The sequence below is a fragment of the Povalibacter sp. genome, from assembly GCF_036520495.1.
Lineage (GTDB): Bacteria > Pseudomonadota > Gammaproteobacteria > Steroidobacterales > Steroidobacteraceae > Steroidobacter.
Genome location: NZ_DATDJO010000062.1, coordinates 1 through 13,640, shown reverse-complemented (window position 1 = coordinate 13,640; position 13,640 = coordinate 1). Strand labels below are relative to the sequence as shown.

The 13,640-nt window shown below is 61.5% G+C and carries 10 protein-coding genes and 1 pseudogene; 7 read left to right on the top strand and 4 right to left on the bottom strand.

The genetic code is table 11. From position 1 onward, the window contains the following. Positions 1 to 77: 77 nt before the first annotated feature. Positions 78 to 2,483, top strand: coding sequence for a TonB-dependent receptor (locus VIZ63_RS21155; RefSeq protein ID WP_331611781.1), 2,406 nt, complete (start codon positions 78 to 80; stop codon positions 2,481 to 2,483). Between the two features lie 129 nt (positions 2,484 to 2,612). After that, positions 2,613 to 3,635 carry an alpha/beta fold hydrolase gene (locus tag VIZ63_RS21150; protein ID WP_331611780.1) on the top strand — a complete coding sequence of 341 codons (1,023 nt, stop codon included), beginning with the start codon at positions 2,613 to 2,615 and terminating at the stop codon, positions 3,633 to 3,635. Between the two features lie 15 nt (positions 3,636 to 3,650). Here VIZ63_RS21150 and VIZ63_RS21145 read toward each other — a convergent pair whose 3' ends face one another. Together VIZ63_RS21145 and VIZ63_RS21140 are read right to left on the bottom strand one after the other, a co-directional pair. Further along, positions 3,651 to 4,121, bottom strand: a complete 471-nt coding sequence (locus VIZ63_RS21145) for a hypothetical protein (RefSeq protein WP_331611779.1) — start codon at positions 4,119 to 4,121, stop codon at positions 3,651 to 3,653. Further along, a complete protein-coding gene (locus tag VIZ63_RS21140) occupies positions 4,121 to 5,023 on the bottom strand; it encodes an FAD:protein FMN transferase (protein WP_331611777.1) in 903 nt (300 codons plus the stop codon). Before VIZ63_RS21140 ends, VIZ63_RS21145 begins: the two co-directional genes overlap by 1 nt. Positions 5,024 to 5,141: 118 nt before the next feature. On the opposite strand from VIZ63_RS21140, the gene VIZ63_RS21135 reads away from it, so the two are divergent. The 3 genes from VIZ63_RS21135 to VIZ63_RS21125 are packed head-to-tail and all read left to right on the top strand — an operon-like array spanning position 5,142 to position 7,296. Then, positions 5,142 to 5,480 (top strand): hypothetical protein, encoded by a 339-nt coding sequence (locus VIZ63_RS21135; RefSeq protein ID WP_331611775.1) that lies wholly within the window; start codon positions 5,142 to 5,144, stop codon positions 5,478 to 5,480. Positions 5,481 to 5,526: 46 nt separating this feature from the next. Continuing rightward, positions 5,527 to 6,744, top strand: coding sequence for a class I SAM-dependent methyltransferase (locus VIZ63_RS21130; protein WP_331611774.1), 1,218 nt, complete (start codon positions 5,527 to 5,529; stop codon positions 6,742 to 6,744). Positions 6,745 to 6,771: 27 nt separating this feature from the next. After that, a complete protein-coding gene (locus VIZ63_RS21125; protein ID WP_331611773.1) occupies positions 6,772 to 7,296 on the top strand; it encodes an FMN-binding protein in 525 nt (174 codons plus the stop codon). 57 nt (positions 7,297 to 7,353) lie between these two features. Here VIZ63_RS21125 and VIZ63_RS21120 read toward each other — a convergent pair whose 3' ends face one another. Further along, complete coding sequence (locus VIZ63_RS21120; RefSeq protein WP_331611771.1) at positions 7,354 to 8,799, bottom strand: MFS transporter; 1,446 nt, start codon at positions 8,797 to 8,799, stop codon at positions 7,354 to 7,356. Between the two features lie 867 nt (positions 8,800 to 9,666). Here VIZ63_RS21120 and VIZ63_RS21115 point away from each other — a divergent pair. Continuing rightward, positions 9,667 to 12,066 carry a TonB-dependent receptor gene (locus VIZ63_RS21115; protein ID WP_331611770.1) on the top strand — a complete coding sequence of 800 codons (2,400 nt, stop codon included), beginning with the start codon at positions 9,667 to 9,669 and terminating at the stop codon, positions 12,064 to 12,066. Between the two features lie 110 nt (positions 12,067 to 12,176). On the opposite strand, the gene VIZ63_RS21110 is transcribed toward VIZ63_RS21115, so the two are convergent. Then, complete coding sequence (locus VIZ63_RS21110) at positions 12,177 to 13,115, bottom strand: LysR family transcriptional regulator (RefSeq protein ID WP_331611769.1); 939 nt, start codon at positions 13,113 to 13,115, stop codon at positions 12,177 to 12,179. 342 nt (positions 13,116 to 13,457) lie between these two features. Between VIZ63_RS21110 and VIZ63_RS21105 the strand changes: the two are divergent. Beyond that, a pseudogene (locus VIZ63_RS21105) lies at positions 13,458 to 13,640 on the top strand (hydroxymethylglutaryl-CoA lyase); the annotation flags it as partial.

Sequence of the window (13,640 nt, the reverse complement as noted above, 5' to 3'; positions counted from 1 at the left end):
TCCGGCGGCGACAGCCTCCTGCTGCCAAAAAAAAAGCAGCCGAATCTTGTCCGTGTACAACAATGGGGATGATATCGATGAGAAAAAAATCGGGTATGGATCGAGCGTACGTAGTGGCCGCTGCATTTGCAGGCATGGGCCTGGGGGCGACAACGGTCAGTGCACAGGAGCAGCAATCACAGCCGGAAGCGCAGGCCGGCCTCATCGCCGAGATCATGGTCACGGCCCGCAAGCGCGAAGAAGTGCTGCAGGACATTCCGCTCGCCATCACGGCTTTCAGTTCTGACGACATGGCGAAGCGCGGCATCCAGGACATGCGCGACATCGCCCAGCAGTCGCCAGGCTTCAACTTCGAGGATTTCGCCGGTGCGGGCGCCACGGCGCCGGTCATTCGCGGCACGACGCAGGTCGCAGGTTCGGTGGAGCAGAACGTTTCGTTCTTCTTCGACGGCGTGTACCTGCCGCGCAGCTACGTCACCGATCTCGGCTTCTCCGGCATGGAGCGCGTCGAGGTGGTGAAGGGGCCGCAAAGCGCGCGCTATGGCCGCAATGCGTTCATGGGCGCCATCAACTACATCCCGAAGAAGCCGACCGAAGATCTCGCGTTCGAGGCGAAGGCAACGGTCGGCAACTACGATCGTTACGATATCGGCGGCAGCGTCTCCGGCGCGATCATGCCAGGCAAGCTGTCAGTCCTCGTCGGCGCCGACTATTCTGAGTTCGATGGCAGCTGGCGTAATGAGCACCCCTACGCCAACATCGACTTCGACAAGGGCACCGACAGTCGCAGCGGCGGTCACGAAAAGAAGGCCTACAACGCGGCTCTGCGTTTCACGCCCATCGATCAGGTCACGATGGATGTGTCGTACAACAAGTGGGAAATGAATTCCGAGGCGCGTGCCCAGAATTTCTTTGGCGAACTCGGGGCCGACAGTCAGATCCTGAACTGCGGACAGTGGAATCCCGATGTGCGTCCGGCCGCCCCGGGCACGACGCCTGCGGTAGGTGCCGGTGCCGGCGGCCAGTGGAATCGTTTGTACTGTGGCGAAATCCCTCTGCGTAACACGCCGCTCGACCCGCGCAGCTATGCCCGACAGCTCGAAACGGATCTGGTGCGCGCCTCGATCAATTGGGAGATCAACGACGCGTTCGATGCGGACTACGTGTTTGGCCGCATCAAAGGCGCAACGGAATCGCTGACCTACAAGGACACGCTGCCCGACTGTCCGTTCATCGTCTATGGCGCGTGTGCATTCGAGAACAGCCCGCTGGGTGATTTCGATTCCGACTCCCACGAAATCCGCGTGTCATTCGACAATGGCGGTCCGATCCGCGCTGCAGCGGGTATGTTCTATTCCACCACCACCGACTACAGCACCTCCAACTTCGCCACCATGACGAAGCTGACGGCGGTGCCGACGCAGAGCGTGGACGTGTACGACACGTCGCAGTTCCTGCTCTACTCGACGATCAGTCGCAATCTGCGCAAGGACAAGGTGCTGTCGCCGTTTGCCGAAGTGAACTACAGCTTCATGGACGATCGTGCCCGCCTCGGTGTCGAGGCTCGCTGGTCACGCGAAGAGAAGATGCAGGCCGCGCTCGCCTCCAGCGGCCAGGGCGTGCTGACGATCACGGGCAATACGCTCGATGGCACGTTCGAAGCATTCACGCCGCGCGTCACGTTCGATTTCGATCTGACTCGCGACAACATGCTGTTCGTCTCGGCGGCCAGGGGCGTCAAGTCCGGCGGTTTCAACCCGGCGGCGTTCCTGCCTGAGAACCGCACGTTCGATCAGGACTCGAACTGGACGTACGAACTCGGTTCGCGCAACACGCTGGCCAACGGTCGGGTGCGTTTGAATGCCACGCTGTTCTGGATCGACTGGACCGACGTACAGATTCCTGCCGCCGATCCGGGTAATCCTGCCGTGCTGCCGGTGTCGATCACTCGTAACCTCGGCAACGTAAACTCGAAGGGCTTCGAGCTCGAAGTGGCTGTCGTGCCAATGGATCAGCTCTCGCTCGGTGCGACGTTGTACTACGGCGATGCGCAGTACGACGACAATACCTACGATCTGCGCTGGGCCCGCACGCCGTCGGTCTGCGACAACGTCACCTGTCCGATGAACGGCGACATCAGCGGCAACATGATGGAGCGGCAGTCGGAGTGGCAGGCGACCTTCAATACCGAGTGGCGCGATGATCTGGGCAACACGGGCTTCGAGTACTTCGTGCGCGGCGACGCGGCGTATCAGTCGAAGCAGTATGTCGAGGCGATGAATCTGGCCTGGGTTCCGGGTCGGACCATCGCGAACCTGACGACGGGTGTGTCTTCCCAGCAGTTCGATGTGAATCTGTGGGCTCGTAACCTGCTCGACAAGAAGTATGTGTCGGGTGCGACCATCGGCTCGCCGAACGTCTACTACAACGCGTACCTGGGTGAGCGCCGCACGGTCGGTGTGACCCTGTCCTACCGGTACTGATCGTTCGATGTGTGCAGGGATTCGCGGCGCCTGCAAGGGCGTCGCGAATCCCCTGCGCTTCCGCATCCATGATTTGCGTCTCGCGGCAGCGGGCGATCCGCCGCCGCGACATCGCGTTGAGGACGTCCCATGTCAGAACTCCCCTCGTTTGAAACCGAAACCGCTGGCGGGAATCTCTCCCGCCGCAGTTTGATTTCCGCATTCGCCGCCGCCAGCGCAGGAATGGCAGTCTCAGCCGCCTATGGCGGCAGTGCAGAAGCTGCCGCTCCGTCCGGTGGCACTGCGCCGACGGCTGCGCCTGGTCCGGAACCGTTGGTGGATCGCGCCTTCGTACGCATTCGCGAAGGACTCGTTCACTACCGTCACGTTGGTGTTGCAGGTGGCAAGCGCAGCCGCGGCAGCCGCATTCCTCTTTATCTTGCGCACGCGGGGCCCGGGTCCTCGCGTGGCATGGAAGGACTGATGCGTCGGCTCGGCGGTAGCCGAGTGCTGCTCGCGCCAGACACGCTGGGCCATGGCGATTCCGCGCCACCGGATGTGGCTGCGCCGGATGTGGCGTACTACGCCGACAGCGTCGTGCGCATTCTGGATGCACTCGACATCGAACAGATCGATTACTACGGCGCTCACACGGGAGCGCACATCGGCTGCGAACTCGCGCTGCGTGCGCCCGGTCGTGTGCGACGACTGATCCTCGATGGCGTGACGGTGTTTCCGGCAGAGGTGCGCGAGGAATATCTGGAGCGCTACGCTCCGCCGATGCTGCCAGACGAGTTCGGACGTCATCTGCCGTGGGCGTGGCAGTTCGTGCGTGACATGAGTTCCTACTTTCCGCACTACCGGCGGGAGGTCGCGTACCGGCTGCAGAACAACGTGCCGTCACCGGAATCGCTGCACGCCGGTGTGCTGGACGTACTGAAGGCGCTCAAGACGTATCACCTGGGTTACCACGCCGTGTTCAGGCACGAGATCGAGAAGCGTCTGCCGCTGCTCTCGTTGCCGGTGATGTGCATGGGCAGGGACAGCGATCCGGTTACGCGATACCTGGATCAGGCGGCGGCGCTCGTGCCGGGAGTTCGCAAGGAACTGGTTCGCCGCAGCGACGGCGTGAATGCTGCGGCGGCTGTCATCGAGGATTTTCTCGGTCGCTGAATTCCAGCGACCCGCTCACGGGTCGTCCGCGGCGGTGGACGGGTCGCTGCGGTTGCGGATGTGCACAAGGAAGACGATCAGGAGGATGAGCCCGGGGATCCAGTGGAGGAACGAAACCCACGAACGGGCCGCCTCGCTACCGATGTAGTAAAGCGCGCAGCCTGACAGCGCGAACCACACGATGAATCCCCAGAGCGTGCCGCCGGTGAGACGCCGCAGCTTTTTCTTCCAGCCCGGTTTGACGTGACCGAGCCAGAGCACGCCGAAGCTCCACACCAGGCCCACCGAGGCCATGGCATGCGCGATCATCCACCAGCCCTGTTGGGGATGTTGGTTCTCGAAACCGAAATCATCGACCACGCGCACGAAGTACTTGAAGTACAGCCACACCGCGCCTGTGAGCCAGACAGCGGTGGACAGTGCGTACACAGTGAGCCGTCGGCGTCGGGGCAGGGCGCCGACGCGCGGAGCGGGACGTGCGGACATCAGGAGTCGCGTCCGAGTGTCTGCCAGCTGCCGTCCCGGTCGTACAGATATGCAGTTGCGTCGAATTGGTTGAGCACAGCCGAGGCCTCGCGACCGGCGGCGAGCACCACCTTGGTCAATGCATCGGCCACTGCACAACGCTCTGCGACGACCGAAGCGAACCGCTCGGTGTCCACGGCGCAACGCTCGTTACCGTGAACATGAGGGCCCACCCAGTCGCTGTGCACGAGCTGTCTCGTCATCGCGCTCGTGCTGCTCGCGATGCTTCCCGCTGCAATCTCGATCATCGGCAATTCTCTCTCACTGTGACCGGGCACCTGCAGAAGCACTTGCTCGGCCGCGGGTCCGGCGATGCGCAGATCGCCGCCCGCGTTGACATGGCACCGCACCAGGGCCGGCAGCGCCATGGATTCGATGGCTGTGTCGACGGCATACCCTTTCGCGATCCCGCCCAGGTCGATCCAGAGTGGACGTCGGAAGCGGATGCGATCGGGTTCGACGAACTCGATGTCGCTCCAGTCCGCCTCCGGGTCGGGAGCGGGTGCGTTCGGTGGAGCCGGCAGATAGCGCCATTCGACCAGTCTGGATGCCACCGTAATGTCGAAGATTCCGGCGGATGCGGCAGAGATTTCCTGCGCCAATCGAATGACGTCGGCAGTGTGCCGATGAATTGTCACCGGCGCAATTGAGGCTTCGCGATTGAGTCGTGAGGTATCGCTGTCCGGTTCGTGGAAACTCATGAGGCGATGGATGAGTGCGATCGCGGCGAAGCCCTGATCGATGGCCTGGTGCGCGCTGGCATCCTCGAGATCGCTGATTGCGATTTTTACGAAGGTGCCTAATAGCGGTTGTACCCTTTCGATGCGATATTCTCCGCTCGAATGGGTATGAATATTTCTCACGTTCGCAGCCTCGTCACGCACGGGGACGGATGTTAGCTTCGTAAAAACTGAGGTGCCAGCGCATGTTTGCGACGCCGCAGTCGTGTATCGATTCCCTGCATGTCCCGGGAGAGTAAAAATGACTGCGCCAGATAAAACCCGCCAGACCTTCACTGTAGAGGCGATCCCGACTGACCTGACGAACGGAGCGTTCTTCGGCAACGCGGCCGTCGACAACACAGTGAGCTGCCTGGTCGCGTTGGGCACTGAGTTGTGGGCGACGCAGCGGCGTCTGAAGGTGATCGAAGCGGTGATGGCGACCAAGGGCATCACACCGCAGATGATCGAGCAGTATGTTCCGACGGCGGAACAATCGGCGGAATGGGAACGCGACCGCAATCGCTTCGTCGACATGGCGTTCGGTGCATTGGCCGATGATGGCTTCCGTCCGGCGTCTGCAGAGTTCCCCAAGCGCTGAAGCCGCGCTTCCTGCGTCCAACCGCAGCCCGGAGAATGAATCAATCATGATCGGCCGTCGTCAATTGTTCGGTGCCGCCACGGCATCGGTGGTGCTCGCCAGTGCGCTCGAGCCGCAGCTCGCGCAAGCAACGCAGCAGGAGGCGCTTGCCGCCGCTGCGCAACTGGACAAGACGCTTGCGAAGTACCCGCGTGGCGTCGATGGCCGTCTGGTGCGCCTCGGAACGCTGCATCTGGAAAGTCAGCACGATTTTTCGATGGGTTTCCGTCTGGTCCACAATCGGCTGCTGCGACAGAGTTCGCAGCAGGCATTCCAGCGGCTGCTGGAACGCGAAGAAATCGACCCGGCGACGCCGTTCACCTCGGATCAGGTGCGGGATCTGATCGGCAAGGACCCGATGATCATCATGGCTTCCAAGTGCTGGCTGGCCAATCAGCGCTTCATGTGGAAGGCGCTGCAGGATCATTTCCACGAGCACGAGGATTTCTATCTCTCGCAGATGGACGCTGCCGACAAGGTGGGTCCCGGTACGCTCGAACTGGCGCCCACCATGGTCGTCCCGGACGAGAACCGTCATGAGATCCACATTCAGCCGGGTGGCTATGTCGGCGATCCGTTCGCCGGTCATATCTATCACCACGGCACGAACAGCTTCTACGTTGGCACGGGCATGCGTACGCGCAACGATCAGGACCAGGTCCATATCGGCACGGTGTCGCGTCTGCCGTTGCCGGCGGATGGCAAGGTGCGTCGCATCCTCGACTACGGCTGCGGCATGGGTCAGTTCACGGTGGCGCTGAAGGAGCGTTTCCCGGATGCGGAAGTGTGGGGCATCGACATCGGCGGTCCGATGGTGCGCTACGGCCACATGCGTGCGAATCAGTTGAACGTGGGCGCGAATTTCGCGCAGCGCCTGGCGCAGGATACGAAGTTTCCAGATGGCTACTTCGACATCGTGACCAGTTACATCGCGCATCATGAGATGCCGGGCGACGTCACCTTGAAAGTGATCGAAGAGGCGCGCCGTCTCACCCGCCGCGGCGGTGTCTACTATCCCGTCGACTTCATTACCGGTGGTCGCACCGGTACGCCGCAGGGCATGTTCAGTCGCTGGCAGGATCATCGCTGGAACAATGAACGCTGGTCCATGGAGTACCACGCGGTTGATTTCAACGCTGAAATCGCCAAGCGTGGTTTCCAGCACATCTCCGCAACCAAGCCGGCGTTGCCGGGCTTCGGCGCCCGTCACTTCGTGCGGGCGTAAGTCGTAAGTCGCCTACATCGGTCACTCATGAAATCACGATTCATGCTAATTCCGGCGGCTATGCTGGCCCTGAGCCAGCCGGCCGCCGCCGTTGAGAATCAGACGCTGGATGTGGCGCGCGAGCGCCTCTATCCCGGTCAGCAACTGACGCCGGCAGATTTCAAACTGACGCCGGATCAGCTCGCGAAACTGAAGTCCGAGTACAAGGTGCCGGCCCTGCGGCCGGCGTTCAAGGCGTGGCGTGCTGCCGATGGCGGCTGGCTGTTTCTCGATCAGGTCTACGGGCTCTCGGATATCGTCACCTATCTGGTGGCCGTGAATGCCGATGGCACGGTGAAAGGGATCGAGGTGCTGGTCTGCGCTGAAGGCTTCTGCGACATGTTCACACCGGAGTGGCGCGCCAAGCTCGGTAGCCAGGTGCACGGCAAGTGGGAGCCGCGTGGTGCGGTGACCATCGTCTCCGGGGCGACGTACTCGAGCGTTCACGTCGCCGAAGGCGTCAAGAAGATACTCGCCATCCACGCGCGCTTCCTGCCTGGGAAATCTTCGTAAGCAGCTCGGGCAGGATGGCCCGCGCAACCTCCGCGCGGGCAACGATTCAGGAGCAGGTCAGGCCTTTTCGTCCTGGGCTGCGCTACTCGCGTCAGTCGCATCGCCGGTCGTTGCTGGCCGACTCTCGCTGACCTCGCGCGGTATCCGGTACAGCGACAGGATGGCGATCGCGGCGAAACCGGTGACGGCCGGTGTGATCGAGAATGAAATGTAGATCGCGGTGATGGCGCTCGAAGGTTGCACACCGATCGTGCTGCCGTCGGATACCGCGTAACCCAAAGCGCTCATCAGCAATCCCATCGATGCAATGCCGACCACGCCAAAGGCCTTGTCGACCAGGCTCTGGATCCCGCTGAGCGCTCCTTCGCGCCGCAGTCCCGTGCGCAGTGCATCGTAACGAATGGCATCGGCAATCATCGAATACGCCAGCAGCATGACGCCGCTGAGTGCGACGCCGATCAGCATGACCCGCAACGAGCGCAGCACGATCGATTCCTGCGCGTCAGCCGCCAGCCAGCTCAGGTGCAGCAGGCTGTACAGTGCGAGCGCCGCGATATAAGTCGCCTTCTTGTCGAAGATTCTCGATACCTTGATCCATAGAGGAATGGCGGCGAGGGTCGCGACGATCATGATGATGTAGAAGGTACCCAGCCAGGCGTCGGACGATTGCAGCACGTGGCGGGTGAAGTAGGCGTTCGACGAACTCACCGTGGCGACGCCGATCAGAAAGCAGGCATGCGCCAGGCAGATGATGCGAAAAGGCCGGTTGTCCCACGCGAGGGCTATGTATTCGCGCGCGCTCAGCCGCGGTCTGGCGGATGGCACGCGCTGGTCCTCGGGCAGCAGCAGCGTCCCGCCGAGACAGGACAGGAATACGACAGCGGCAATCAACCATGCCATGTCGCCATAGCTGGCGCGATCGGCGCCCCAATGCGCCAGTGCCCATGAGGGGATCGTCGAGCCCAGCATCAGTCCGATGGAATTACCGCCGACCCGCCAGGCCATCATTCTCGATCGTTCGTGGTAGTCGTCGCACAACTCGACGGCAATCGCCGCGTAGGGAACCTTGTAGATCGACCCGGCGGTGGCCTGGATGATCAGCAGCAGCGTCACATATATAAGTAGCGTGCCGGCGGACAAAGTGGCCGGCATATTGAAGAGCAGCACGATCGACAACGGCAGCAGCACGGTGCCCGCCATCAGATAGGGTCGTCTGCGGCCCCATCGTGTGCGCGTGCGGTCGCTCGCAAGTCCCACCGCCGGATCGATGGCCGCATCGTAGAACTGTGCGAGTGCGTAGATGGCGGCCGCTGTCGCTGCGGCAACCGCGATGCTGTCGGTAAGGAACCGCAGCAGCAGGATTGTGATTGTCTGTGTGGCGGCCGACACGCCCATCGCGCCCAGCGCCAGACCGAGACCGGCCAGCGGTCGTAACCTGCCGCGGTCGGCGGCAATCGGAATCTTGGACCTGGAGGTAATGATGGGACGGGCGGCGGCAGTCATGGCGAAATCGCCAGTGAAGGGTGCTGCGCTATTACGCGAGCGTGCGCGACGCACCTGTGCGTCAGCGAGGAACCCCGGGCATCCGTCTTCATACGACCCAACCTCACCCCCGAGCTATGGATCCGATCCTGATCTGCTGCGACGACCTGCTGATGGGTGCGGGTGCCTGCTGTAGGTATACATCGACATCTTGATGGATATGGCTACGACCGACAACTGGCGACCGGGCATCGGGCTTTGCCCTGTGCTGCCGTGGGCTGCGCTGAGTTGATGCATGAGGTGCGCTCGCTGCACGCGGATAAACGCCGCGGGCCGTGAATATGGCTCCCGCTACGACGACGGCTCAATGTTTCGCCATCATCATCGTGAAGCGCTGAGCTGGTTTTCAGTTTTTTCCTTAGCTGCTCTCGAGCTGGCGTAATCGCACGCAGCGCGCTGAGCGCATCGTTCCAGCGGATGTCGCAGTTGCGACTGAGCGATACGCGCATCGCAGTCAGGGTCTTTTCGCTGTAATAGTCCATCGTGGAGCAAATCGATCAGCCAATGACGCGGGTCGTCACCCTCATTATGTTCCGGTATACGAAAAGCGCATCGACCGGCGATAAATGAATTCGACTGACTGGAGGCGTGCGCCTAGTGTCAGCTCGCGGTCGGATAGTCAATGAGTCAGGCGTTGTATCGAACGTTTGATGACATGACCTGCGGCAGCCGACTGACGCAAGGCTCTGCAACGCGTGAATCGTGCCGCCAAATCCGACACACGCCACGGCTTTTCGCCAGATCACGCTCAGCACCGCTGCTGCGGCGAGGTGACTCCGGCTGTGTCCTGGTGTCCATCGTTAATAACCTTCTGGGGAGATGTTCTACATGCATCGAAGCATTCTGCGGAGCGCTGGCGCGACGAAAGTCGCCAAGCTGGGTCTGGTGCCGGCGTCGCTGCTGGCATTCGCTGTGACGCCAATCAACGTCGCCGTGGGCCAGGAAGAGGGCAGTGCAGTGACGCTCGAAGTCATCACTGTGACGGCTCGTAAGAAAGAAGAGAGCATCATGGAGATCCCGATGGCCGTGAGCGCGTTGAGCGCCGAGGACATCGACAATCGCGGCGTTACGAACCTGGCGCAGGTCGCGCAGTTCACGCCCGGCTTCTTTTCCACCAATCAAACAGCTGGTGCCAGCAACGGTCGTAACGACCGTTCGGGCAAGCAGGTAACGTTCCGCGGCCTGTCGGTCTCCAGCGGCCTGGTATTCATCGACGGCGCGCCGATGACGGGCACCGCGACGCCGGAGCTGCAGGACATTGCGCAGATCGAAGTGCTGAAGGGCCCGCAGAGCGCCTACTTCGGCCGTTCGACATTCTCGGGTGCCGTGAACTTCATCACGCGCGATCCTGGCGAAGAGCTGAAGGGTCGCATCCGCGCTGAAGCCGGCAACTATGATCTGGTCGACGTGAGCGGCGCCATCGAAGGCGCGATCGTCCCGGGCATTCTGACGGGCCGCGTTTCCGCGCGTCACATGGATCAGACCGGCCAATACAAGAACTTTGCCGAACCGGGCGAAACGCTCGGCGATCGCTCCACCAACTCGGGTTCGGTGACCTTGAAGTTCACGCCGACCGACAACCTTTCCATCCGTGCGATGGGCAGCTGGGTGCGTGACGACGACGGTGCTCCCGCACAGTTGGCACTGAAGCGTGCCGACATGAACTGCGATCTGGGCGGCACGAAGGGCCCATGGTTCTGCGGCAATCTGCCGGACTCCGACAAGATCAATCCCCAGTACTTCTCGGGTCAGTACCAGTTCAACCAGCAGGCCCGCGATGTGCTGCTGAACAACACCAGTAACTTTGCGACCATCTTCGACCCGTACTACAAAGACGAAGCGGGCATGAAGCGTGATTCGATCTACTCCAACCTGCGCGTCGACTATGAGTTCGACAGCGGCTACGAGCTGAGCGCGCTCACGGCGTACACCAAGGAGAAGTACCAGTCGGTTCTGAACCTGTCGTTCCGCGACGGCCAGGACGTGCCCAACACCTACGGCACCTATACGCCGCACATCTGGTGGCTCGTTGCCTCCCAGCAGAAGACCGAAGACTTCAGTCAGGAAATCCGTCTGTCCTCGCCGGACAACCGCGCCTTCCGCTGGCTGGTTGGTTTGAGCTACATGGAGATCACCGCACCGGGCGGTTCGGGCGTGTACGGCATCACGCCGCGCGGCCCTGGCATCGTGTCCACGCCGATTCTGAACGAATCGGAAACCCCGGCCATTTTCGGTGGCGCTTACTGGGATGTGACCGACCGTCTGACCCTGAGCGGCGAGCTGCGTTATCAGGAAGACACACTCGTACGTCAGGCGCTGGTAAATGCGCTCGGCCAGCGCGTGCCTGGTGTCCGTTACGAATCGACGTTCTACAGCGTGTCGCCGCGCTTCATTGCTGACTTCGACTTCACCGACGATCACAACGGCTATGTGTCGTGGTCGCAGGGTGTACGTCCGGGCGGCTTCAACGTGGCCTTCGCCGTGCAGCCGCCGGAAGTGCAGGCACTGCTGCCGGGCGTCGGCGTGACGTTCGACGAAGAAAAGCTGACCAACTACGAAATCGGCTTGAAGTCCCGATGGATGGACGGTCGTGCGCAGACCCGCCTGGCCGTGTACCACTCCGTGTGGGAAGACGGTCAGCTGAGCAACTCGCTGACGTTCACGCCTCCGGGCGGTAACCTGAACATCGTCGGCGTCACCGCCAACGTGGGTAAGGTTGATCTGGACGGTGTCGAGCTGGAAGCCGAATTCCAGGCCACCACCAACCTGCTGCTGTCGGGTTCGTTCGGCTACACGGATAGCGAGATCAAGAGCTACATCTGTGGCGACTGCCTGGCTATCGATGGCTCGATCGATAGTGCTCTCGGCAAGCGTCTGCCGCAGTCCTCGAAGCTCACCGGTAACCTGTCCGCCGAGTACAGCGACCTGCTGTTCGGTGACTACGACTGGTTCGGTCGTGCCGACGTGATCTACCGCGGCGACTCGTTCGTGGAAGCTGGCAACTACGCCATCATTCCTGAGCGTTATCTGACCAACGTGCGCGTCGGCGTACGCGGCGTCAGTGGGCTGACGGTCGAAGGCTACGTGAACAACCTGTTCGACGACCGTACCGTGAGCAACGCTTCGTATGGTTCGGAAGCGCTGTACTCCTTCGGCACGGGTCATGAGGTTCGTTACGCGCCAGCCGAGAAGCGTCGCTTCGGCGTCCGCGCGACCTACAGCTTCTAAGCTTCAGGTCCATGCAGTTCCCCATCCTCCGCCTGGCGGGGGATGGGGATCTCTGCAGAGTTGGTTTGTAGACAGGAAATGCGCCCCGGGTCGGGCGCAACGCAGAAGAATCAGGTCGCTGTCGCGGCCCGCAGCGCGGCAGCTTCTTCTTTGTAGTGCTGCGTGATGCTCTGGCTCAGGCGCAGAAATGCAGCCGAGCGGATGGCATTGGGTGCGTAGATCAATCCGACCCGTCGGGTCGTGATCTGGGTCGAGTCCGGCACGCACACCACGGAGTCGGGCGGGAAGTCGCGCTCGATCGTCGCCTCGGACAGCAGCGCCACGAAGTCTTCCTGCAGCACTGCACGCAGCAGGATGCTCATCGAATTCGCATAGAGCCGAAAGGTCGGAGGCTGCATGTTCTTGTCGGTGAAGTACCGCGTCAACGACGCAAGGTAGTGATTTTGGCTGGTGGCCACCCAATTAGCCTGCTGCAGCGCCTCGGGTGTGATGGCCTTCATCGCGCGCAGCGGATGATTCTTGCGCATGACAACCGACATGCGGACGGGGCCCTGCACCAGTTGCTCGACGTTGAGGTCCGATCGGTCCGAACCTTCCGGCAGGGTGGAGATCACCATGTCGAGCTCGCCCAGCCGCAGCAGCTGGATCAGCGAGTCATAAAACATTTCAGTAATCGACACGGCCAGCATCGGCATCGTCCGCGGCAGGCTGAACAGCAGATTCATCAGCGAGGGGCTCGTCAGGGTCGGCGTTATGCCGATGCGGATCTCGCCGCCTGCGCCATTGATCAGCGCCGCCATGTCGGCCTGGGCGATGGAGGTCGTGTTGATGATGCGCCTCGCATGATCGAACAGCCGCTTGCCGAACGCAGTGAGCGTGACGCCGCGCGGTGTACGCTCGAACAGCTTGGCGCCCAGGTCTTCTTCCAGTACCTGGATGCTGCGCGTCAGCGCCGATTGAGTGATGTACAGGCTCTCCGCTGCCCGATTGATGTTGCCGTGTTCCGCTGCGGCCACAAAGTGCTTCAGTCTGCGGATATCCAGAGCCACCAGAAGTCTCCCGTTTTATCGATATGCGGTAATTCGATTAGCGCCAACGAAAATGCATTGGCCAATGTAGCGCACATTACAAAGAATGAATCATTCATTGAAAAACTTCTGTTCTGGGTATATCGGCATATACGATGTACAGAAGACGCCATCGCCGCCCTGGTTCGATACAGATCGAGCCGGGCTGGCGGCAGTTCACTGGCTCTTCGGGAGTTCGTCGATGGCTGAGGGTTTTTCCCGCTCATCCATCGACTGGCCTGCGAATCAGCTAATGGCTGGGTTCGCGAACGAGACGATTTTTAATTCTCACCGCGCCTTGCCGCGCGAAATGGTGTTGTAAGCATGACGCGCCGAATCGAATTGCTGGAAGTGGGGCCCCGCGATGGTCTGCAACTGGAGCCGGGCATCGTCTCGACGGCCGACAAGGTGCAGATGATCGAGCGGCTGATCTCTGCGGGCCTGCGGCGTGTGGAGGTCACCAGCTTCGTGAATCCGAAGAAGGTGCCGCAGATGGCCGATGCCGAG